Raw genomic sequence first — 22,170 nt, 5'->3', positions numbered from 1 at the left:
CGAGGTGCCTTCGCATGAGCCTGCGGCCGTGGCACGCCGACGCCTGGGCGCGCCTGCAGGCGCGCCGGGAGCGCGACGCGTTGCCCCACGCCTTGTTGCTGGCCGGGCCCGTGGGCCTGGGCAAGCGCGATTTCCTGGCGGCGTTCGTCAAGGGGTTGCTATGCCAGCATCCGGTCGACGGCGTGGCGTGCGGTACCTGTCGCAGTTGCCAACTGGTCGACGCCGGAACGCATCCCGACGTGATCGCCCTGTCGTTCGGGTTGCGCAAGGACGGCGTGACCCGTAGCGAGATCGTGGTGGACCAGATCCGCGAATTGTCGCAGCGACTGGCCATGGCCAGCCAATTCGGCGGCTGGCAGGTCGTCAGCATCGATCCGGCCGACGCGATGAACGCCGCCGCGGCGAACGCCCTGCTGAAAACCCTCGAGGAACCTACGCCCGGCACGCTGCTGATCCTCGTGGCCGACGAACCGGCGAGGCTGCCCGCCACCATCCGCAGCCGTTGCCAGCGCATCGACTTCCTCGTGCCCGCGCGCGACGAATCCCTCGCCTGGCTGCGCGCCACGGGCGTGCCCGATCCGGTGGCCGCGCTCGATGCGGCCGGCGGCAATCCGGGCATGGCGAGCACATGGGCTACCGACGGCGCGCTGAAGCAGCGTGGCGAGGTGCGCAACGATCTCAAATCCCTGGCCGCCGGGCGCGGCGATGCCATGGAGGTGATCAAGCGCTGGCAGGCCGCCGATCCGCAGCGCTACCTGTGGTTCGCCGCCCAGGCCGTGACCGACGAACTGCGTGCCCGCGCCGCCGGCACCGCCGCTCCGCTGGAAAGCCGGCTCGACGACGAGTCGCTGGATGCCTGGTATGCGAAGGCCAATCGTGCGCGCGACGCGCTGCGCGGGCCCTTGCGTGCCGACCTGGTCTTGCTCGAACTCGTCGCCGCCTGGCGTTGACGCGACCTTTCCGGCCGATCGGCGCTAATCGAGACGCCCTTGAGCCAAGGATCTCCCTGCCATCGTGTTTTCCATGCCCGCTATCGACGGACAGACCCGCCTGCTGGTCGTCGCGCCCCATCCCGATGACGAAACCCTCGGCGGCGGCCTGCTGATCCAGCGCGTGCTCCGGGTTGGGGGGCGGGTGGACGTGTTGCTGCTCACCGACGGCGACGACAATCCCTGGCCGCAGCGCTGGATCGAGCGGCGCCTCTTCATCGGCAAGGCGGGGCGGGTCCGCTGGGGCGCGCGCCGCCGGGGCGAAGCGATCGCGGCGCTCGCCCGCCTGGGCGTCGGGGAGGACCGGCTGCATCCGCTGGGCTGGCATGACATGCAGGTCACCGATGCGCTTCGTTGCCATCACGGCGCCGCCGTGGCCGAGGTCGGCGGGGTGATCCAGGCCGTGCGGCCCACGTTGGTGCTGGCCCCTTCGCTTGGGGATACCCACCCCGATCATGGGGCGGCCCACGTGCTGGTGCGCCTGGCGCTATGGGAAACGAAAACCGTCGCCCCCGTGCTGACCTATACCGTGCATGGCGCCACGCCGACGAACGGCGAGCCCATCGATACGGACGCCGGGCACCAGGCGGCCAAGACCGCCGCGATGAAGGAACACCGCACGCAACTGGCCCTGAGTCGTGAACGCATGCTGGCGTACGCGCGCCGCCCGGAGGTTTTCGTGGCCGCGCCGTCCGCCGACGCCCAGGACGCGCTCCGCTTGCCGTGGCATCCCGGCCCGCTCGCCAGGACGCGCCTTCGGGTGCTGCTGTCCGACGGGCAGGGCAGCGTGGTCTGGCCGTGGCGCCGGGCACCGCTCGATTTCCAGGACGGACACTGGCGGCTGGCGTTGCGCGGCGCGTCGGGTCCCGCCTTCGTCAAGCTCACGGCCGACCTCTCCACCCCGTGGATCCACGACCGCTACGGCTGGACCTGCCACGGTCCGGCTCGCTAGGATGCCTCGTCACCGAAGGGACCGCCTCCATGAATGCCAACGCCCCCGCGCCGCGCCAGCAGGGCATCCTGTCCCTGAAGATCAAGGACGTGAATTCCCTGTACATCTCGTACATGCCTTTCCTCAAGAATGGCGGCCTGTTCGCGCCTACGGCCCAGCGGTACAGCCTGGGCGACGAGGTGGCCCTCCTGGTGACCCTGCTCGACGAGGGCGAACGCCTCTCGGTGGCCGGCAAGGTGGTCTGGATTACCCCCGTGGGAGCCCAGGGCAACCGCACGGCGGGGGTCGGCATCCAGTTCAACGAGTCGTCCGAGAGCGAGGCGGCCCGTCAGCGCATCGAGGGCCTGCTGGCCGGCACGCTCACGTCCGAGCGTCCTACCCAGACCATGTGACGTGACGGCGGCGGGAAGGGGCGGCGCAAGACTTTGCACCATTCCGATGCAGTTTTCCTTCTATTAATACTTGTCGTCTTACCTGCACGCGCTGGTACAATAGTTCGGTTCCCCAACGTGAGATTGTGGATATCCGGAGTCGTTGGCGTGCCTGGCGCGTCGACTCGGATGGGTCCATTTGGATCGATTCGATAAAAGCTCCGGCGTTCTAGCCGGACCGCTCGTCCCCGCCGACGGTCACTGATGCGCCCAGTGAGGCGCGGAGGTACGCAGCATCGTGCTCGCCCAATATTGGCCCGTCCTGTTGTTCATCGCCGTGGCCGTCGGCCTAGGCATCGTGCTCATGGTGCTCGGCATGCTCGCCGGACCGCGCCGTCCCGACGCCGAAAAGCTCTCGCCCTACGAGTGCGGCTTCGAGGCATTCGAGGACGCGCGCATGAAGTTCGACGTGCGCTACTACCTGATCGCCATCCTCTTCATCATTTTCGACCTCGAAATCGCCTTCCTGTTTCCGTGGGCAGTGGTGTTCGACAAGATCGGCGCGATCGCGCTGATCGAGATGGCGCTGTTCCTGGCGCTGCTCGTGGTCGGTTTCGCTTACGTCTGGAAGAAGGGAGCACTCGAATGGGAGTGATGACCACCATCGACCGGGTGATGCACAACCCGGCGCCGCTGAACCTCGTCGACGACATCATCCGTCCGAACGGCGACGCCCCGGTGCCGCAGCGCGGCTTCGGCGTCACCAGCGTCGACGCCCTGATGAACTGGGCCCGCACCGGCTCCATGTGGCCGATGACCTTCGGCCTGGCGTGCTGCGCGGTGGAAATGATGCATGCCGGCGCGGCGCGTCTCGACCTCGACCGCTTCGGCGTCGTGTTCCGTCCCAGCCCGCGCCAGTCCGACGTGATGATCGTGGCCGGCACGCTGGTCAACAAGATGGCCCCTGCGCTGCGCAAGGTCTACGACCAGATGCCCGAGCCGAAGTGGGTCATCTCGATGGGCTCGTGCGCCAACGGCGGCGGCTATTACCACTATTCGTATTCGGTCGTTCGCGGCTGCGATCGCATCGTGCCGGTCGACATCTACGTGCCGGGTTGCCCGCCGACGGCCGAAGCGCTGATCCACGGCATCCTGCAGTTGCAGAAGAAGATCCGCCGTACCCACACGATCGCGCGCTAAGGGCTGCCTCATGAGCGTTAACAACGAGACCTCGCTGGTCGAACGCCTCGCCGCGCGTTTCGGCGACATGCTGACCGTGAAGGTCGAGCGTAACGAAGTCACCGCCGAAGTCGCCGCGCGCGACCTCACGGCCGTGGCGACGGCGCTGCGCGACGAAGCGGGCTTCCGTTTCACCGTTTTCATCGACGCCTGCGGCGTCGACTACCTCAGCTACGGCAAGACCGAGTGGGACACCGACACCGCGCAGGGCGAAAGCTTCTCGCGTGGCGTCGAGGCGCAGGCCGTCGGTCGCTTCACCTGGGAAGAGCGCCCGCGCGAGGTCGAGCAGGCCCGCCGCTTCGCCGCCGTCTACCACCTGCTGTCGATCGAGCTGAACCAGCGCATTCGCGTGCGCGTGTTCTGCGACGACGACGCGTTCCCGGTGGTGCCCTCCGTGGTGTCGATCTGGCCGGGAGCCGACTGGTTCGAGCGCGAGGCGTTCGATCTCTTCGGCATCATCTTCGACGGTCATCCCGACCTTCGCCGCATCCTTACCGACTACGGTTTCGTGGGGCATCCGTTCCGCAAGGATTTCCCCCTCATCGGCAACGTCGAAGTCCGCTACGACGCCGAGCAGAAACGCGTGGTGTACGAACCGGTCTCGATCGAGCCGCGCGTGCTGGTGCCGCGCACGATCCGCAACGATGCCGACCTCGATCAGGCCAGGGCGGAAGCCGCCGACCGCTGGCGGGAGAATTAAGCCGTGGAAGAAATCCGCAATTACACGATGAACTTCGGTCCGCAGCATCCTGCCGCGCACGGCGTGCTGCGCCTGGTGCTGGAGATGGACGGTGAAACCATCGTCCGCGCCGATCCGCATATCGGCCTGCTGCACCGTGGCACCGAAAAGCTGGCCGAATCCAAGCCGTTCAACCAGTCCATCGGTTACATGGATCGCCTCGACTACGTGTCGATGATGTGCAACGAGCACGCCTACGTGCGCGCCATCGAAAACCTCCTGGGCATCGAGGCCCCGGTGCGTGCGCAGTACATCCGCACGATGTTCGACGAGATCACCCGCATCCTCAACCACCTCATGTGGGTGGGTTCGAACGCGCTCGATCTCGGCGCCATGGCCGTGTTCCTCTATGCGTTCCGCGAGCGCGAAGAACTGATGGACGTCTACGAGGCGGTGTCGGGCGCGCGCATGCACGCCACGTACTATCGCCCCGGCGGCGTGTACCGCGACCTTCCCGAGCAGATGTCGAAGTACCGCGAGTCGCCGTGGCACAAGGGCAACGATCTCAAGCGCCTGAACGCGTGGCGCGAGGGCTCGATGCTCGACTACCTCACCGAATTCACCAACGATTTCCCGGCTCGCGTCGACGAATACGAGGCGCTGCTCACCAACAACCGCATCTGGAAACAGCGCACGGTCGGCATCGGCGTGGTCGATCCGGACAAGGCGCAGGCCTGGGGCATGACCGGCGCGATGCTGCGCGGCTCGGGCATCGCCTGGGACCTGCGCAAGAAGCAGCCGTACGCCGCCTACGACGCGATGGACTTCGACATCCCCGTCGGCGTCAACGGCGACTGCTACGACCGTTACCTCGTGCGTGTCGAGGAAATGCGCCAGTCCAACCGCATCATCCGCCAGTGCGTGGAATGGCTGAAGGCCAACCCGGGCCCGGTGATGGTGCAGAACTACAAGGTCGCTCCGCCCAGCCGTGTCGAAATGAAGAACGACATGGAAGCGTTGATCCACCACTTCAAGCTCTTCACCGAGGGCTACGGCGTACCCGCCGGCGAAACCTACGCCGCCGTGGAAGCGCCCAAGGGTGAATTCGGCTGCTACCTGGTGTCCGACGGTGCCAACAAGCCGTTCCGCGTGCACCTGCGCGCGCCGGGCTTCGCCCACCTGTCTTCGATGGACGCGTTCGTGCGGGGCCACATGCTCGCCGACGTCGTCGCGATGATCGGCACCTACGATCTCGTCTTCGGCGAAGTCGACCGCTAAGTCGACGGAGTAAAGAATCATGAAAGCCACCGGTCATTTCGAGCAGGTGAAGGACATCGATCCTCTCGTCGTGCTCAACGATCACACCCGTGCCCACATCGATCACTGGGTGGGCAAGTTCCCGCCGGATCGCAAGCGCTCGGCGCTGATCCAGGGCCTGATGGGTGCCCAGGAGCAGAACCAGGGCTACCTCACCGACGAGCTGATCACCGCCGTCGCCAAGTACCTCGATCTGCCGCCGATCTGGGCCTACGAAGTCGCGAGCTTCTACTCGATGTTCGAGACCTCGCCCGTGGGCCGCAACAACGTCGCCATCTGCACCAACATCTCGTGCTGGCTCAACGGTGCCGAGGGCATCGTGCGCCATTGCGAGAGGAAACTGGGCATCAAGACCGGCGAAAGCACCGCCGACGGCCGCATCTACCTCAAGCAGGAAGAGGAATGCCTGGCCGCGTGCGCGGGCGGTCCGATGATGGTCGTCAACGGTCATTACCACGAGAAGCTGACGACCGAAAAGGTCGACGCGATCCTCGACGGTCTGAAGTGAGGTAAGGGCAATGGCTAGCACCACCGGTCCGGTCGGACCCGCTCCCAAGGAACACCAGGTCGTCTACACGACCCTGCATTTCGAAAAGCCCTGGTCGCTCGAAAGCTACGAGAAGGTCGACGGCTGGAAGGCGTGGCGCAAGATCCTCGCCGAGAAGCCCGATCCGGCGGCCCTGATCGAAGAGATCAAGAAGAGCTCGCTGCGCGGTCGCGGCGGCGCCGGCTTCCCCACGGGCCTGAAGTGGAGCTTCATGCCGCGCACCGCGCCCGGCCAGAAGTACATCCTCTGCAACTCCGACGAATCCGAGCCGGGCACCTGCAAGGATCGCGACATCCTGCGCTTCAACCCGCACGCGGTGCTCGAGGGCCTGGCGATCGCGTGCTACTGCACGGGTTCGACGGTCGCCTACAACTATCTGCGCGGCGAGTTCCACCACGAGCCGTTCGAGCACATCGAAGAAGCCCTGAAGGAAGCCTACGCGGCCGGACTGCTCGGCAAGAACATCGACGGCTCCGGCATCGACGTGGACATCCACAACGCGCTGGGCGCGGGCGCGTACATCTGCGGCGAAGAAACCGCGCTGATGGAATCGCTCGAAGGCAAGAAGGGCCAGCCGCGCTTCAAGCCGCCGTTCCCGGCCGGGTTCGGCCTGTACGGCCGTCCCACCACGATCAACAACACCGAAACCTACGCCTCGGTGCCGGCCATCCTGCGCAACGGCGCGGAGTGGTTCCTCAACATCGGCAAGCCGAACAACGGCGGCCCGAAGATCTTCTCGGTCTCCGGTCACGTGAACAACCCGGGCAACTTCGAGATCAAGCTCGGCACGCCGTTCTCCGAACTGCTGGAGATGGCGGGTGGCGTGCGCAACGGCCACAAGCTGAAGGCCGTGATCCCGGGCGGCTCGTCGATGAAGGTGCTCCCGGCCGACAAGATGATGGAATGCACCATGGACTACGACTCGCTGCAGAAGGCGGGTTCGGGCCTGGGATCGGGTGCCGTCATCGTGATGGACGAAAAAACCTGCATGGTGCGCGCCTGCCATCGCATCTCGCGCTTCTACAAGGCGGAGTCGTGCGGCCAGTGCACGCCGTGCCGCGAAGGCACCGGCTGGATGTACCGCGTGCTCTCGCGCATCGTCGAAGGCAAGGGCACCACGGACGACCTGCATCGCCTGAAGGCCGTCGCCGGCCAGATCGAGGGCCACACCATCTGCGCCTTCGGCGAAGCCGCCGCATGGCCGGTGCAGGGCTTCCTGTACCACTTCTGGCACGAATTCGAATACTACGTGGAGCATGGCCGGTCGATCGTCGACGGTCCGGCTGACACGGTCACCACTGGAGTCGCTGCATGAGTGCGCAGCCCGTAGCCAACGCCGCGCCGGACCTCGTCAACGTCGAGATCGACGGCGTTCCGGTGCAGGTAGCCAAGGGGTCGATGATCATCCAGGCGGCCGACGCCGTCGGTATTCCCATCCCGCGCTTCTGCTACCACCGCAAGCTCCCGATCGCCGCCAACTGCCGCATGTGCCTGGTGGAAATCGAGAAGATGCCCAAGCCGGCCCCGGCCTGCGCCACGCCGGTGGGCGAGGGCATGAAGGTCTTCACGCGTTCGGACAAGGCGCTCAAGTCGCAGCGCAACGTGATGGAGTTCCTGCTCATCAACCATCCGCTCGACTGCCCCATCTGCGACCAGGGCGGCGAATGCGAACTGCAGGACGTCTCGCTCGGTTACGGCCGTTCGGTGTCCCGCTACAACGAACGCAAGCGTTCGGTGGCCGACGAGAACATCGGTCCCCTGATCGCCACCGAGATGACCCGCTGCATCCAGTGCACGCGTTGCGTCCGCTTCACCAGCGAGATCGCCGGCACTTACGAACTGGGCGGCATGAGCCGCGGCGAAACCCTCGAGATCGGCACGTACATCGGCAAGACGATCGAGAGCGAACTGTCGGGCAACATCATCGACGTCTGCCCGGTCGGTGCACTCACCAACAAGCCGTTCCAGTTCCAGGCCCGCGCCTGGGAACTGATCGCGCGCCCGTCCGTCGCCTACCACGACGCGCTGGGTTCCAACCTGTGGATGCACACCCGTCGTGGCGAAGTGCTGCGCAACGTGCCGCGCGACAACGAAACGATCAACGAGTGCTGGCTCTCCGACCGTGACCGCTACAGCCACCAGGGCCTGTACGCGGCCGATCGCGTCAAGTCGCCGATGGTCAAGCGCAACGGCCAGTGGTCGGCCACGACCTGGGACGACGCGCTGTCGGTCGCCAAGGAAGCCCTGAAGAGCGTCGCCGGCTCCGACCTCGGCGTGCTGGTGCATGGCGCCACGTCGAACGAGGAGGGCGAGCTGATCGTCCGTCTCGCGCGCGGCCTCGGCAGTGCCCACGTCGATCATCGCCTGCGTCAGCTCGACTTCGCCGACAACGCGTTCGCCAAGCCCTTCGCCTCGACGATCGCCTCGTTCGACAAGGTGAAGTCGGCGCTGCTGGTCGGCTCCGACCTGCGTCACGAAGTGCCGCTGCTCAACCACCGCATCCGCCAGGCGGTGAAGAAGGGCGCGAAGGTGTACGCGGTCAACCCGGCCCACTTCAACTTCAACTACGCGCTGGCCGGAGAAGCCGTGGCCGCGCCGCACGCCTTCGTCGACGAGCTGCTGGTGCTGGCCAAGGCCGCCGCCGAGAACGGCGCGACCGTGCCGGCATCGATCGCCGCGGCCGTCGACGGCGCGCAGGCGACCGATGCGCATCGCGACGCGGTGAAGTCGCTCTCGTCCGACGGTGCCGTGGTGATCCTCGGTCACGCCGCGGTCACCCATCCGGAAGCCTCGTGGCTGCGTGCCATCGCGCGCTTCATCGCGCAGGCCACCGGTGCGGCCTTCAACGAACTGCCGGTCGGCGCGAACGCCATCGGCCTGGCCTCGGTCGGCGTGCTGCCGACCGCCGGCGGCCTCGACGCCCGCGCCATGCTGGCGCAGCCGCGCAAGGGCTACGTGCTGTACAACGTCGAACCGCCGCACGACTTCGCCGACGGCGCGCTCGCGCAGCAGGCGATGCACTCGGCGCAGACCGTGGTCGCTTTCGCCGCCTACGCCAGCGACGCGCTGAAGGATTCGGCCGACGTGATCCTGCCGATCGCGCTCACGCCGGAGATCGACGGCACGCTGGTCAACGTCGAAGGCACGGCGCAGGCCGTGGCCGCCGGTGCCAAGGCACCCGGCGATGCGCGTCCGGGCTGGAAGGTGCTGCGCGCGCTGGGCGGCATGCTCGGCGTGGCCGGCTTCGAGTTCGACGACCTGGCCGGCCTGCGCGACGGCATGACCGAACGCGCCACCGAGGCGCGTTCGCAGCTCGCCACGCGCATCTCGGGCGTCTCCTTCTCGCGCTTGGCCACCACGCCGATCTACCGCGTCGACGCGGTGCTTCGTCGTGCCGGTGCGCTCAACTCGCACCCGCTGAACCGTCCGGCCGCCATCCGCATCAACGCGGACGACGCCGGCAAGCTCGGTCTCGCCGAGGGCGGCAACGCCCGCGTGGGCGATGCCGTGTTGCCGGTGGCGATCGATGCCTCGGTGCCCGCGGGCGCCGCGTGGATCGAGGCCGCGCTTCCCGAAACCGCGATGCTGCCCCCGTACGGCGCGGCCATCACCCTGAGCAAGGCGTAAACCATGGCCGATCAACTCTTCGACCACCTCTTGCTGCCGGTGCTCTTCATCCTGGCGATCGTGCTGCCGCTCGTCGTCGGCGTGGCGATGTACGTCTGGTGGGAGCGCAAGGTGCTGGGCTGGATGCACGTGCGCATGGGGCCCAACAAGGTCGGCCCCGCCGGCCTGCTGCAGGCCTTCGCCGACGTCGTCAAGCTGCTGCTGAAGGAAGTGGTGCTGCCGACCAACGCGAACAAGGCGCTCTACTACCTCGCACCGCTGCTGGCCCTCGTGCCGGCGCTGTGCGCCTGGGCCGTGGTGCCGTTCTCCCCGGGCGTGGTACTCGCCAACGTCAACGCCGGCGTGCTCTACCTGTTGGCCATGACCTCGATGGGCGTGTACGGCATCATCCTCGCCGGCTGGTCGTCCAACTCGCGCTACGCGATGCTCGGCGCCATGCGCGCCGCGGCGCAGGTGATCTCGTACGAACTGGCGATGGGCATGTCCATCGTCTGCGTGCTGGTGCTCACGGGCAGCCTGAACCTGACGGCGATCGTCGACGCGCAGCGGGGCAGCTTCCTGAGCTGGTATTGGCTGCCGCTGCTGCCGGTGTTCGTCATCTACTTCGTCTCGGGCGTGGCCGAAACCAACCGCGCGCCGTTCGACGTGGCCGAGGGCGAGTCGGAAATCGTCGCCGGTTTCCACGTGGAGTACTCCGGCTCGCCGTTCGCGCTGTTCTTCCTGGCCGAATACGCCAACATGATCCTGGTGAGCTTCCTCACCTCGATCCTGTTCATGGGCGGCTGGCTGTCGCCGTTCCCGGAATCGTGGGGCCTCATCGGCCACGGCGGCTTCCACTGGCTGTTCATCAAGGCCTTCATCTTCGCCTTCCTCTTCCTGTGGTTCCGCGCGAGCTTCCCGCGTTACCGCTACGACCAGATCATGCGTCTGGGCTGGAAGGTCTTCATCCCCATCACCATCGTCTGGGTCCTCGTTGCCGGCTGCATGAAATATTTCGGCTGGGTCCACATCGGAACGGGAGCCTAAAGAGCCATGTCCCGCGTTACCCATTACTTCAAGAGCCTGCTGCTCATCGAGCTGTTCAAGGGCATGGGCCTGACCATGCGCTACATGTTCAGCCCCAAGTACACGATGCGCTACCCGATGGAGCACATCCCCAAGTCGAACCGCTTCCGCGGCCTGCACGCGCTGCGCCGCTACGCCAACGGCGAAGAACGCTGCATCGCCTGCAAGCTGTGCGAGGCGGTGTGCCCGGCGCTGGCGATCACCATCGACTCGGCCCCGCGCGCGGAAGACGGCCAGCGCCGTACCACGCGTTACGACATCGACCTGTTCAAGTGCATCTTCTGCGGCTTCTGCGAAGAGAGCTGCCCGGTCGACTCCATCGTGGAGACGCACGTGCACGAATACCACATGGAACATCGTGGCGAGAACGTGGTGACCAAGGCCCAGTTGCTGGCCATCGGTGACCGCTTCGAGCAGGACATCGCATCCGCCCGCGCGCAGGACGCGGCTTACCGCTGAGCGCCCGGAGACCTACGCGATGAATACCGATCTGCTTCAACTCATCTGTTTCTACCTCTTCGGCGGCGTGGCGGTCATCGCCGGGCTGATGGTCATTTCCGTGCGCAACTCGGTGCATGCCGTGCTGTCGCTGGTGCTGGCCTTCTTCAGCATGGCCTGCGTCTGGCTGCTGGCCGAGGCGGAGTTCCTCGCCATCGCCCTCGTCGTGGTCTACGTCGGCGCGGTGATGGTGCTGTTCCTGTTCGTGGTGATGATGCTCGACATCAAGCAGGAGGCCGTCCGCGAGGGCTTCATGCGCTACCTGCCGGTGGGCATCGTGGTCGCGGTGGTCATGCTGGTGGAAATGCTGGCGATGATCGGCGTGAAGGCCATGCACGCGCACACGCTCGGTCCCAACCCGGCCGGCGAGTCGAACGTGGCCTGGCTGGGCCATGCCCTGTACACCGAGTTCCTGCTGCCGTTCGAGATCGCGGCACTGATCCTCACCGTGGGCGTCGTCGCCGCCGTGGCGCTGACCCTGCGCCAGCGCCTGGGCGTGCGCCACCAGTCGGCCTCGCAGCAGGTGTCCGTCAAGGCCACCGAGCGCGTCCGCGTGGTGAAGCTCGCCAGCGAAACGATGGCATCCGTCAGCCCGGCGCCCGCGCCGGTCGTGGAACCGACGCAGGAGAACGCCAAGTGATCACGCTTTCCCATTACATCGTGCTCGGCGCGATCCTGTTCTGCATCGCCGTCGCCGGCGTCTTCATCAACCGCAAGAACGTGATCGTGCTGCTCATGGCGATCGAGCTGATGCTCCTCGCGGTGAACACCAACTTCGTGGCCTTCTCGCGCTTCTTCGGCGACGTGTCGGGCCAGGTGTTCGTGTTCTTCATCCTCACCGTGGCCGCGGCGGAATCCGCCATCGGCCTGGCGATCCTCGTGCTGCTGTTCCGCAACCGCAGCACGATCAACGTCGCCGAAATCGACAGCATGAAGGGTTGATCCGATGAGTCTCTCGCTTTCAATCCTGCTGACGATCGCACTCGCGCCGCTCGCGGGTTCGATCCTGGCCGGCCTCTTCGGCAAGCTGATCGGCCGGGCAGGGGCGCATACCGCCACCCTCCTGGGCGTGGCGATCGCCTGCGGCCTGTCGTTCTACGTGCTCTACCAGCTGGTCTGGGGCGGCGCCGACAACTTCAACCAGAACGTCTACACCTGGTTCGAGATCGGCCGCTTCCACGCCTCGGTGGGCTTCATGGTCGACCGTCTCACCGCCATGATGATGGTGGTGGTTACCTTCGTGTCGCTGCTGGTGCACCTGTACACCATCGGCTACATGGCGGAAGACCCGGGCTACCAGCGCTTCTTCAGCTACATTTCCCTGTTCACCTTCTCGATGTTGATGCTCGTGATGAGCAACAACTTCATGCAGCTGTTCTTCGGCTGGGAAGCGGTGGGCCTGGTGTCGTACCTGCTGATCGGCTTCTGGTACAAGCGCCCGACGGCGATCTTCGCGAACCTCAAGGCCTTCCTGGTCAACCGCGTGGGCGACTTCGGTTTCCTGCTGGGCATCTCGGCGATCCTCTACTTCCTGGGGACGCTCGACTACCAGACCGCGTTCGACCATGCGCCCGAGCTGGTGGGCAAGACGTTGCAGATCACCCAGAACCATGCCTGGGACGCCGCCACCGTGATCGGCATCCTGCTGTTCATCGGTGCCATGGGCAAGTCGGCCCAGGTGCCGCTGCACGTGTGGCTGCCCGACTCGATGGAAGGCCCCACGCCGATCTCGGCGCTGATCCACGCGGCCACCATGGTGACCGCGGGGATCTTCATGGTCGCCCGCATGTCGCCCATCTTCGAGCTGACCGACGCCGCGCTGTCGTTCATCCTCGTGATCGGCTCCACCACGGCGCTGTTCACGGGCCTGATCGGCATCGTGCAGAACGACATCAAGCGCGTCATCGCGTACTCCACGCTCTCGCAGCTGGGCTACATGACCGTCGCGCTGGGCGTGTCGGCCTACAGCGGCGCCGTGTTCCACCTGATGACCCACGCCTTCTTCAAGGCGCTGCTGTTCCTCGGCGCCGGCTCGGTCATCATGGGCATGCATCACGAGCAGGACATGCGCTACATGGGCGGCCTGCGCAAGTACATGCCGGTCACCTGGATCACGATGTGGATCGGCTCGCTGGCCCTGGCCGGTACGCCGTTCTTCTCGGGCTTCTACTCGAAGGACGCCATCATCGAGGCCGTGGGCGAGTCGCATCGCTGGGGCGCGAGCTACGCGTACTTCTGCGTGCTGGCCGGCGTGTTCGTGACTTCGTTCTACAGCTTCCGCCTGCTCTACATGACCTTCCACGGCAAGGAGCGCTTCACCGTCGCCCATGGGCACGCCCATGATGCGCACGGCAAGCACGACCAGCCGCATGGCCACGATGCGCATGCCGAAGCGCACCAGGAAGATCATGCGGACACGCATAAGGAAGATCCGCACCACACCCCGGGCGTACTCGAACACGCCCCCCACGAGTCGCCGTGGGTGGTGACGGTGCCCCTGGTGCTGCTCGCGATCCCGTCCATCGTGATCGGCTGGTTCACCGTCAAGCCGATGCTGTTCGACGGCTGGTTCGGCAAGGCCATCCACGTCAACGAAGAGAACAACGTGCTGGGCGAGCTCGCGCACGAGTTCCACGGCGTGGTGGCGGCGGGCCTTCACGGCTTCACGGCCGCCCCGTTCTGGATCGCCTTCGCCGGTTTCGCCGTAGCCACCTACGTGTACCTGTTCAATCCGTCGGTCGCCGACAAGGCGAAGACGGCGCTCAAGCCGGTGTACGAACTGCTCAACCACAAGTACTGGATCGACGAACTCTACTTCGCGGTGTTCGCGAAGGGTGGCGTCAAGCTGGGCGAAGGCCTGTCGAAGGTGGGTGACGCCGCCATCATCGACGGCGCCGTCGTCAACGGCTCGGCCGGCCTGGTCCGCCGTATCGCGGGCGGCATGCGCCACCTGCAGTCCGGATTCCTCTACCACTATGCGTTCGCCATGATCCTCGGCTTGATCCTGCTCCTGGGCGGGTACTGGCTGATCGGGCAATAAGGGAAACGAGCTCTATGTCGAATCACTTGCTCAGCCTGCTGATCTGGCTTCCGGTCCTCGGCGCCATCCCGGTGCTGTTGGCCGGTTCCGGTCGCCCAGGCGCCGCCCGCTGGATCGCCCTCCTGGTATCGGTGGCGACCTTCGCCGCCAGCCTGGCCCTCCTGCCTGCCTACGATGCCGCCACCGGCACGCTCCAGCTCACCGAATCGATGAGCTGGATCCCGTCCCTGGGCATCAACTACTCGCTTGCCGTCGACGGCATCTCGGTCGCGCTGATCATCCTGACCTCGTTCACCCAGATCCTGGTGATCGTGGGCGCTTGGGAAGTGGTGCAGAACAAGCCGCACCAGTACATGGCCGCCATGCTGGTCCTCGAAGGCCTCATGGTCGGCGTGTTCTGCGCGACGGACGCGATGCTGTTCTACGTGTTCTTCGAAGCGATGCTGATCCCGATGTTCGTCATCATCGGTATCTGGGGCGGTCCGCGCCGCGTCTACGCCACGCTGAAGTTCTTCATCTACACGTTCTTCGGCTCGATCTTCATGCTGATCGGCCTGCTGTACCTGTGGCACAAGACGGGCGGCAGCTTCGCGCTGTCGGACATGGCCAACGTGCACCTGACGCTGACGGAGCAGAGCTGGCTGTTCTTCGCCTTCCTGCTCGGCTTCGCGATCAAGGTGCCGATGGTGCCGGTGCACACCTGGCTGCCCGATGCGCACGTCGAAGCCCCCACCGGCGGCTCGGTGGTGCTGGCGGCGGTGATGCTGAAGATCGGCGGCTACGGTTTCCTGCGCTTCAGCCTGCCGATCACGCCCGACGCCTCGCATGAGTTCGCCTGGCTGATCATCGTGCTGTCGCTCATCGCCGTGTGCTACATCGGCTACGTGGCCTTGGTCCAGCAGGACATGAAGAAGCTGGTGGCGTATTCGTCGATCGCCCACATGGGTTTCGTGACCCTGGGCATCTTCATCGCCTTCCTGCTGGTGCGCGATTCGCAGAACCCCGACGCGGCCCGCCTGGGCATGCAGGGCGCGATGGTGCAGATGATCTCGCACGGCTTCATCTCCGGCGCCATGTTCAGCTGCATCGGCGTGCTGTACGACCGCCTGCATTCGCGCCAGATCAAGGATTACGGCGGTGTCATCAACGTGATGCCGGTGTTCGCGCCGTTCTACGTGCTCTTCGCCATGGCCAACAGCGGCCTGCCGGGTACCAGTGGCTTCGTGGGCGAATTCATGGTGATCCTGGCCTCCTTCTCGGCCAACCCGTGGATCGCGCTGTTCGCCGCGTTCACCCTGATCATCGGCGCCGCCTACACCTTGTGGATGGTCAAGCGCGTGCTCTGGGGCGACATCACCAACCCGCACGTGAAGGAACTCACCGACGTGAACGGCCGCGAGATCTTCATGCTCTCCGCGTTCGCCGCCGGCGTGCTGATCTTCGGCATCTGGCCCGAACCGCTGGTTCACCTGATGGACGCGTCGGTGTCCCGCATCGTCGAACAGCTGGCCATCACCAAAGTCTGAGCGGGAAATAACATGCCTGGTATCAACGACATTCTCATCCTGCTCCCCGAGGTCTACCTCACCATCGCGGCCTGCGTGCTGCTCCTGCTCGACGCTTACCTGAAGCCGTCGCAGAAGGGCGCCGTGCATTGGCTGTCGATCCTGGTGGTACTGGTCGGCGCCTACCTGGTCGTGAGCGGCCAGCAGGCCGGCAGCAGCACCGCCGCCTTCAGCGGCATGTTCATCCGCGACGGCGTGTCGACGGTGTTGAAGCTGTTCTCGCTGGTGCTGATGGCGGTGATCTTCGTCTATGCGCGCCCTTACCTGAAGGATAGGGCGATTCCGTTCGGCGAGTTCTACACGCTGTCCATCTTCGCCGTCGTGGGCATCATGTTCCTCGTGGCCGCCGGCAGCCTGGTCACGGTGTACCTCGGCCTCGAGCTGCTCACGCTCTCGTCGTACGCGCTGGTCGCCCTGAACCGCGATTCGCAGCTCTCGTCGGAAGCGGCCATCAAGTACTTCGTGCTGGGTGCGCTGTCGTCGGGCATGCTGCTGTACGGCATGTCGATGGTCTACGGCGCCACGCATAGCCTCGACCTGCACACCATCCATGCCGCCATCGTCGGCACCGAGTGGAAGACGCTGCTGCTGTTCGGCTTGGTCTTCATGATCGTCGGCATCGGCTTCAAGCTCGGCGCCGCGCCGTTCCACATGTGGATTCCCGACGTCTACCAGGGCGCCCCCACGGCCGTCACGATCTTCATCGGTTCGGCGCAGAAGCTCGCGGCGTTCGGCATGGCCTATCGGCTGCTGTCGACCGGCATGGGCGACATCGCCGGCGGCACCGCGGGCCTCGCTCCGCAGTGGCAGCTGATGCTGGCGGTGCTGGCCGTGCTCTCGCTGGCCATCGGTAACTTCGTCGCCATCGTGCAGACCAACCTCAAGCGCCTGCTGGCCTATTCGACCATCTCGCACATGGGCTACCTGCTGGTGGGCCTGGTCAACGCCGGTCCCGAGGGCTACTCGGCTTCGATGTTCTACGCGGTGAGTTATGCGATCACCAGCGCCGCGGCGTTCGGCATGATCATCGTGATGTCTCGCGCCGGTTTCGAATGCGAGGAGATCGACGATCTCAAGGGCCTCAACCAGCGTTCGCCCTGGTTCGCCTTCATGATGCTGCTGGTGATGTTCTCGCTGGCCGGCGTGCCGCCGCTGTTCGGTTTCTACGGCAAGCTGTTGGTACTGAAGGCGGCCATCGACGCGGGCATGCTGTGGCTCGCCCTCGTCGGCGCGGTCGCCGCGATCATCGGTCTGTACTACTACCTGCGCGTGGTGAAGGTGATGTACTTCGACGCGCCGACCGAAGGCACGGAAGTGCGCGCCACGTCCGATGTCGCCTCGCGCTGGATGCTTTCGATCAATGCACTGGCCCTGCTCGTGCTCGGCTTCACGTGGTCGCCGCTGTTGGCCTGGTGCCAGAGGGCGTTCGCTGGCTGATTCCTTAGGCCCTTTCTTTCACGAAGGTGTAAGAAAGGGCTTGCAAGAATCCGGCCACGTCGCTATACTTTTTGACTCTGATGCGGGGTGGAGCAGTCTGGCAGCTCGTCGGGCTCATAACCCGAAGGTCGCAGGTTCGAATCCTGCCCCCGCTACCAGTATTTTTGAACGGCGCGATCTTCGGATCGCGCCGTTTTCTTTACGTCTCGCTGAAAGAAGCTGTGGGTAGGGGATCGCCCGCACGCACAGGCCATCGGCCTTGCTCTGCGCAGTCGTAGGCTTGGCGTTACATCGAGTGGTCGGGATGCGCGCTATCCCGCATGTCGGCATCGGCGCGGGGCCCGCCGGACGAGCAGCTGTCGAACGAACCATGCGAAGGTGTGAGATCGGGCTTGAGCGGTACCGTGGGATATAACAACGGATCTTGCCGAAGCGAGCATGGCCACCCGGCCAACTAACGGCACTGGGACCCGCGCCGAGACCGGCCTAACGTGGACATCAGTCCACAAGGAGCGGCACATGAAGACGATAGGCAACCTCATCTGGTTCATTTTCGGCGGCCTGTTGATGGGCCTGGGCTGGTGGTTGGCCGGCCTGATCGCCCTGGTCACCATCGTCGGCATTCCCTGGGCGCGCTCCTGCTTCGTGATCGGGTCGTTCGCGTTCTTCCCGTTCGGCAAGGAGGCCATCGATCGACGTGAATTGTCGGGGCAGGGCGATATCGGCACGAGCCCGCTGGGCACCATCGGCAACGTCATCTGGTTCGTCTTCGCGGGTATCTGGCTCGCCATCGGGCACGTCTGCTCGGCCGTGGCGTGCTGCGTGACGATCATCGGTATTCCTTTCGGCTGGCAGCACCTGAAGCTGGCCGGCATTGCACTCGCGCCCATCGGCAAGACCGTGGTGAGCACCGACGTGGCCGCGGCGTCGCGCCGGATCAATGCCGAAGCCTCGGTGTTCCGGATGCGCGGCGCGTGAAGCCTCGGGCTTCTTGGACGTAAATCCGCTGCCTGGGCAGCATGGAGGAAAGGCTCAAGGCAGCGGTTGCCCGCGTGGGTAGCATGGAGCGGGCGCATGCCGGGGTACGCCCGGTTCATGGAGAGTCCGCATGATCCACGTCCATCCGCTCGCTCCCGGCAGCCACGGCGTACTCGTCCACGGTATCGAACAGCGCTACCACGTCTTCGGCCAGGGTCCGGTATGCCTGGTGCATTCCGGCGGTCCGGGCGTGAACTGGGATGACATGCGCATGCCCCGGCTGGAGGAGCACCTCACTCTCGTCTACTTCGAACCGATCGGTACGGGCGCGTCGGGCCGTTTGCCGGATCATCCGCACGGCTATACGGTCGACCGTTACGCGGAGCAGTTGCGTGGCCTTGCGGACGCGCTTTCCCTGGGTCGGGTGCTGGTGATGGGGCACTCGCATGGCGGGTTCGTCGCCCAGCGTTTCGCGATCGACCATCCCGAGCGGGTCCGTGGGCTTTTGCTCTACGCCACGCCGGCATTCACCGGGGATGACTTCATGGCCGATGCGGCACGTGGGGTCGATCGTTTCGTCAATCATTGGGCCGGTACGCCGGAAGCGGCATCCGTGCTTCGCGGCTGGCATTCCCCACGGGATAGCGACGATGCATATACCGCGTCCCTGCGTGACCTGCTGCCGGTGTATTTCGCCGATTTCCACGGCGTGGACATCGAGGCCCTTCGTGCTTCCCTGCATGTCGGCCTGGTGAAGGGAGACGACGTGCCCTTCGATGTACGCCTGGACCTGCCTGGCCTTCGCGTGCCCACCCTGGTCATGGTCGGTGCGCACGATTTCATTTGCGGACCACGATGGGCGGACACGCTCGTGGACCTGATTCCCGACGCCCGATGCGCCGCGTTCGATGATGCCGGGCACTTCGTTCACCTCGAGCGCCCGGACGCATTTGCCGACGCGGTGGTCGCTTTCGTTCAACAGGGCGTTCGCGCCGCGGCCTGACCGGCAACGGATCGAAATATATTCCGGCAAGAACGCAAGAAGATGAGGTTGCGTCATCGCCGACGCATGCCCTCGCATCGCCGGTGGTCTCCTTCGATACACGCGATTGTCATCCGTATTTGCGCATTCCATCACGCAAGTCCGTCGGTGCGGCTGCGTTTCCCCGTTTTTGAAAGCCGCGCGAAAGGCTCCCTGCGCATCGCTTGACGCGGAGCAGGGGAGAAAGGGCGTGACGGCGGGGGATTCGTGGGTTTCTGCGACTTGCGCAACGCGAGGGGTCCTGCCCGATCGCCGGAAGTGACAGCGCTTCCGCTTCGGGGGAAGCAAACTACGGGCTAACGAAGGACCACACATGAAGATCGATGCACTCGCTTTTGGGATTACCCGCAAGTCCGCATTGACGATCGCCATCGCGCTGGCGATGTCCTCGCTTTCCGCACATGCCGACGAGGCATGGGTATCCACGCATACGCAGGCGGCGATGATGCCGGAGGCCGCGCCTCAGGCCATGGTCGCCGGTGCCACCGCGTCCGCTCCGGTGTCGTCCGGGTATGCGCTGAACATGACCGGCACCCCGCACGTCGACGGTGCCGCGGTGACGGCCATGGCGGCCGACCATCCGTTGCAGGTCACGGTGGGCCTGAAACTGCGCAACGAAGACGCGCTGCAGAAATTCCTTGCCGCGGTGACGACGCCGGGCAACCCGCTCTACGGTAAGTTCCTCACGCCGGAACAATTCAAGGCGCGTTTCGCGCCCACGCAGGCCCAGGTGGATGCGGTGGTCGCCCACCTGAAGCAGTCGGGCTTCGACAACATCGAGGTCGCGCCGAACCATCTCCTGATCTCCGCCACCGGCAACGCCGCCGCCGCCGCCACCGGCTTCCATACCTCGATCAAGCGCTTCGAAGCGAACGGTCGCGAGTTCTTTGCCAACGACACGCCCGCGCTCGTGCCCGCCTCGTTGGGCGATGCGGTGGGCTCCGTGCTCGGCCTGCAGAACGTATCGGTGAAGCACACCATGCACCACGTCTACAAGCCCGACGTGATGACGATCCCTAACGCCGCCAGCCCGCAAGCCGCCGCCGCGGTGACGGGACACCATCCGCAGGACTTCGCCGCGATCTACGGCGCCTCCGGCGTGCCGACGGCCTCCAATACGGCCGTGGGCATCATCACCTGGGGTTCGCTCACGCAGACCGTCAACGACCTCAATACGTTCACCAGCAGCGCCGGCCTGGGCACGGTCAACGCCACGATCACCAAGGTGGGCAGCGGTACGTTCGCCAACGATCCGGATTCCAACGGCGAATGGTCGCTGGACAGCCAGGACATCGTGGGCATCGCCGGCGGCGTGAAACAGCTGATTTTCTACACCTCGCCCAACGGCAATTCGAGCTCCACGGGCATCACCGACGCAGGCATCACCGCCACGTACAACAAGGCCGTCACCGACGACATCGTCAAGCTGATCAACGTCTCCCTCGGCGAAGACGAAACGGCCGCCGAACAGTCGGGCGTCCAGCAGGCCGACGACAACATCTTCCAGCAGGCCGTGGCGCAGGGTCAGATCTTCTCGGTCTCGTCGGGTGACGCGGGCGTCTACCAGTGGTCGACCGATTCGTTCGGCTCGCCGGGCTACGTCGCCAACTCGGCCGGCACGGTGAAGATCGACCTTACCCACTACTCGGTCAGCGAGCCGGCCAGCTCGCCGTACGTGATCCAGGTGGGCGGCACCACCTTGTCCACCAGCGGCACGAGCTGGACGGGCGAGACCGTGTGGAACGAAGGCCTTTCCACCGTCGGCGGCGGCGACAACAACCAGCGACTGTGGGCGACCGGCGGCGGCACGAGCCTTTACGAGACGGCACCGTCGTGGCAATCGTCGGTATCCAGTTCGACCAAGCGCGTGGGCCCGGACGTGTCGTTCGACGCGGCGTTGTCGTCCGGCTCGCTCATCGTCATCAACGGCCAGTCGGACCAGCAGGTGGGCGGTACGTCGCTGGCGTCGCCGCTGTTCGTCGGTGCGTTCGCGCGCATCGAATCGGCGGCGAGCAACGGCATCGGTTTTCCGGCGTCGAAGTTCTACCAGGACTTCCCGACGCACGCTTCGTTGCTGCACGACGTCACCTCGGGCAATAACGGTTACCAGAACCATGGCTACACCGCGACCACCGGTTTCGACGAGGCCACCGGCTTCGGCAGCTTCAGCATCGGCGCGCTGAACACCTTCGCCCAGGCCAACTGGGTGAGCGGCGGCGGCACGGGCGGCAACACCCCGCCGGTGGCGAACTTCAGCGCCAGCACCAGCGGCCTGACCGCCACCTTCACCGACAGTTCGTCGGACAGCGACGGCAGCATCGTCTCGCGTTCGTGGAGCTTCGGCGACGGCGCCACGTCGACGTCCACCAATCCGAGCCACACCTATGCATCGGCCGGCACCTACTCGGTGAGCGAGACGGTGACCGATAACGGCGGCGCCACCAACACCAAGACCGCTTCGGTCACGGTGAGCTCGTCCGGTGGCGGCAGCGGTTCCCTGCAGAACGGCGTGGCGGTGACGGGTCTCTCCGCAACCACCAACCATCAGCTGACCGGCTATACCGTGACGGTTCCCGCCGGTGCCACCAACCTGAAGATCGCCATCTCCGGCGGCACGGGCGATGCCGACCTCTACGTCAAGTTCGGCTCGGCACCGACGACGTCGAGCTACAGCTGCCGCCCGTACCTCACGGGCAATTCGGAATCCTGCACGTTCTCTTCGCCGCAGGCGGGTACGTATTACGTGATGATCAACGCCTACCAGTCGTTTTCGGGCGTATCGTTGAAGGCGACCTGGACACCGTAAACGGCGAGCTGATTACGG

Annotated in this window: 20 protein-coding genes and 1 tRNA gene; all 21 read left to right on the top strand. The window is 65.4% G+C overall.

From position 1 onward, the window contains the following. The first annotated feature begins 14 nt into the window (after nt 1-14). On the top strand, nt 15-950 hold the full coding sequence (holB, locus tag L2Y94_RS14095) for a DNA polymerase III subunit delta' (RefSeq protein WP_247367652.1): 936 nt from the start codon (nt 15-17) through the stop codon (nt 948-950). Nucleotides 951-1,023: 73 nt separating this feature from the next. Next, a complete protein-coding gene (locus L2Y94_RS14090; protein ID WP_247367650.1) occupies nt 1,024-1,941 on the top strand; it encodes a PIG-L deacetylase family protein in 918 nt (305 codons plus the stop codon). Between the two features lie 29 nt (nt 1,942-1,970). Then, nucleotides 1,971-2,333 (top strand): PilZ domain-containing protein, encoded by a 363-nt coding sequence (locus L2Y94_RS14085; RefSeq protein ID WP_247367648.1) that lies wholly within the window; start codon nt 1,971-1,973, stop codon nt 2,331-2,333. Between the two features lie 277 nt (nt 2,334-2,610). Continuing rightward, nucleotides 2,611-2,967: an NADH-quinone oxidoreductase subunit A gene (locus tag L2Y94_RS14080; protein WP_247367646.1), complete on the top strand. Its 357-nt coding sequence runs from the start codon at nt 2,611-2,613 to the stop codon at nt 2,965-2,967. Next, the gene (locus L2Y94_RS14075; RefSeq protein ID WP_247367645.1) at nt 2,958-3,512 is read left to right on the top strand and encodes a NuoB/complex I 20 kDa subunit family protein; all 555 of its coding nucleotides are present in this window, start codon (nt 2,958-2,960) and stop codon (nt 3,510-3,512) included. Before L2Y94_RS14080 ends, L2Y94_RS14075 begins: the two co-directional genes overlap by 10 nt. A gap of 10 nt (nt 3,513-3,522) precedes the next feature. Next, nucleotides 3,523-4,251, top strand: coding sequence for an NADH-quinone oxidoreductase subunit C (locus L2Y94_RS14070; protein WP_247367644.1), 729 nt, complete (start codon nt 3,523-3,525; stop codon nt 4,249-4,251). A 27-nt stretch (nt 4,252-4,278) separates the two neighbouring features. Next, a complete protein-coding gene (locus tag L2Y94_RS14065) occupies nt 4,279-5,508 on the top strand; it encodes an NADH-quinone oxidoreductase subunit D (protein WP_247375258.1) in 1,230 nt (409 codons plus the stop codon). Nucleotides 5,509-5,527: 19 nt separating this feature from the next. Next, entirely contained in the window at nt 5,528-6,055 is a 528-nt protein-coding gene (gene nuoE, locus L2Y94_RS14060) for an NADH-quinone oxidoreductase subunit NuoE (RefSeq protein WP_247367641.1), read from the top strand. A 10-nt stretch (nt 6,056-6,065) separates the two neighbouring features. Further along, nucleotides 6,066-7,409 (top strand): NADH-quinone oxidoreductase subunit NuoF, encoded by a 1,344-nt coding sequence (gene nuoF, locus L2Y94_RS14055; RefSeq protein ID WP_247367638.1) that lies wholly within the window; start codon nt 6,066-6,068, stop codon nt 7,407-7,409. After that, a complete protein-coding gene (gene nuoG, locus L2Y94_RS14050; protein ID WP_247367632.1) occupies nt 7,406-9,721 on the top strand; it encodes an NADH-quinone oxidoreductase subunit NuoG in 2,316 nt (771 codons plus the stop codon). The genes nuoF and nuoG overlap by 4 nt, the downstream gene beginning before the upstream one ends. A gap of 3 nt (nt 9,722-9,724) precedes the next feature. Next, nucleotides 9,725-10,747, top strand: coding sequence for an NADH-quinone oxidoreductase subunit NuoH (nuoH, locus tag L2Y94_RS14045; RefSeq protein WP_247367631.1), 1,023 nt, complete (start codon nt 9,725-9,727; stop codon nt 10,745-10,747). Between the two features lie 6 nt (nt 10,748-10,753). Further along, nucleotides 10,754-11,245, top strand: coding sequence for an NADH-quinone oxidoreductase subunit NuoI (nuoI, locus tag L2Y94_RS14040; protein ID WP_247367630.1), 492 nt, complete (start codon nt 10,754-10,756; stop codon nt 11,243-11,245). Between the two features lie 19 nt (nt 11,246-11,264). Next, nucleotides 11,265-11,924, top strand: coding sequence for an NADH-quinone oxidoreductase subunit J (locus L2Y94_RS14035; RefSeq protein WP_247367628.1), 660 nt, complete (start codon nt 11,265-11,267; stop codon nt 11,922-11,924). Further along, nucleotides 11,921-12,226, top strand: coding sequence for an NADH-quinone oxidoreductase subunit NuoK (gene nuoK / locus L2Y94_RS14030; protein WP_247367625.1), 306 nt, complete (start codon nt 11,921-11,923; stop codon nt 12,224-12,226). The genes L2Y94_RS14035 and nuoK overlap by 4 nt, the downstream gene beginning before the upstream one ends. A gap of 4 nt (nt 12,227-12,230) precedes the next feature. Next, nucleotides 12,231-14,324, top strand: a complete 2,094-nt coding sequence (nuoL, locus tag L2Y94_RS14025) for an NADH-quinone oxidoreductase subunit L (protein ID WP_247367622.1) — start codon at nt 12,231-12,233, stop codon at nt 14,322-14,324. Between the two features lie 14 nt (nt 14,325-14,338). Continuing rightward, nucleotides 14,339-15,850, top strand: coding sequence for an NADH-quinone oxidoreductase subunit M (locus tag L2Y94_RS14020; RefSeq protein WP_247367620.1), 1,512 nt, complete (start codon nt 14,339-14,341; stop codon nt 15,848-15,850). A 12-nt stretch (nt 15,851-15,862) separates the two neighbouring features. After that, nucleotides 15,863-17,326, top strand: a complete 1,464-nt coding sequence (nuoN, locus tag L2Y94_RS14015) for an NADH-quinone oxidoreductase subunit NuoN (RefSeq protein ID WP_247367617.1) — start codon at nt 15,863-15,865, stop codon at nt 17,324-17,326. 81 nt (nt 17,327-17,407) lie between these two features. Further along, nucleotides 17,408-17,484: transfer RNA gene (locus L2Y94_RS14010), tRNA-Met, on the top strand. A gap of 361 nt (nt 17,485-17,845) precedes the next feature. Beyond that, on the top strand, nt 17,846-18,304 hold the full coding sequence (locus tag L2Y94_RS14005; protein WP_247367610.1) for a YccF domain-containing protein: 459 nt from the start codon (nt 17,846-17,848) through the stop codon (nt 18,302-18,304). Nucleotides 18,305-18,434: 130 nt separating this feature from the next. After that, nucleotides 18,435-19,307, top strand: a complete 873-nt coding sequence (locus tag L2Y94_RS14000; RefSeq protein ID WP_247367607.1) for an alpha/beta fold hydrolase — start codon at nt 18,435-18,437, stop codon at nt 19,305-19,307. A 352-nt stretch (nt 19,308-19,659) separates the two neighbouring features. Continuing rightward, the gene (locus L2Y94_RS13995) at nt 19,660-22,152 is read left to right on the top strand and encodes a protease pro-enzyme activation domain-containing protein (protein ID WP_247367605.1); all 2,493 of its coding nucleotides are present in this window, start codon (nt 19,660-19,662) and stop codon (nt 22,150-22,152) included. The last annotated feature ends 18 nt before the right edge of the window (nt 22,153-22,170 follow it).

Origin of the sequence: Luteibacter aegosomatis (assembly GCF_023078455.1) — a bacterium.
GTDB classification, from domain to species: domain Bacteria; phylum Pseudomonadota; class Gammaproteobacteria; order Xanthomonadales; family Rhodanobacteraceae; genus Luteibacter; species Luteibacter aegosomatis.
Note: the sequence above shows the minus strand (reverse complement) of the source record. Positions and strands in the feature narration are given on the sequence as shown.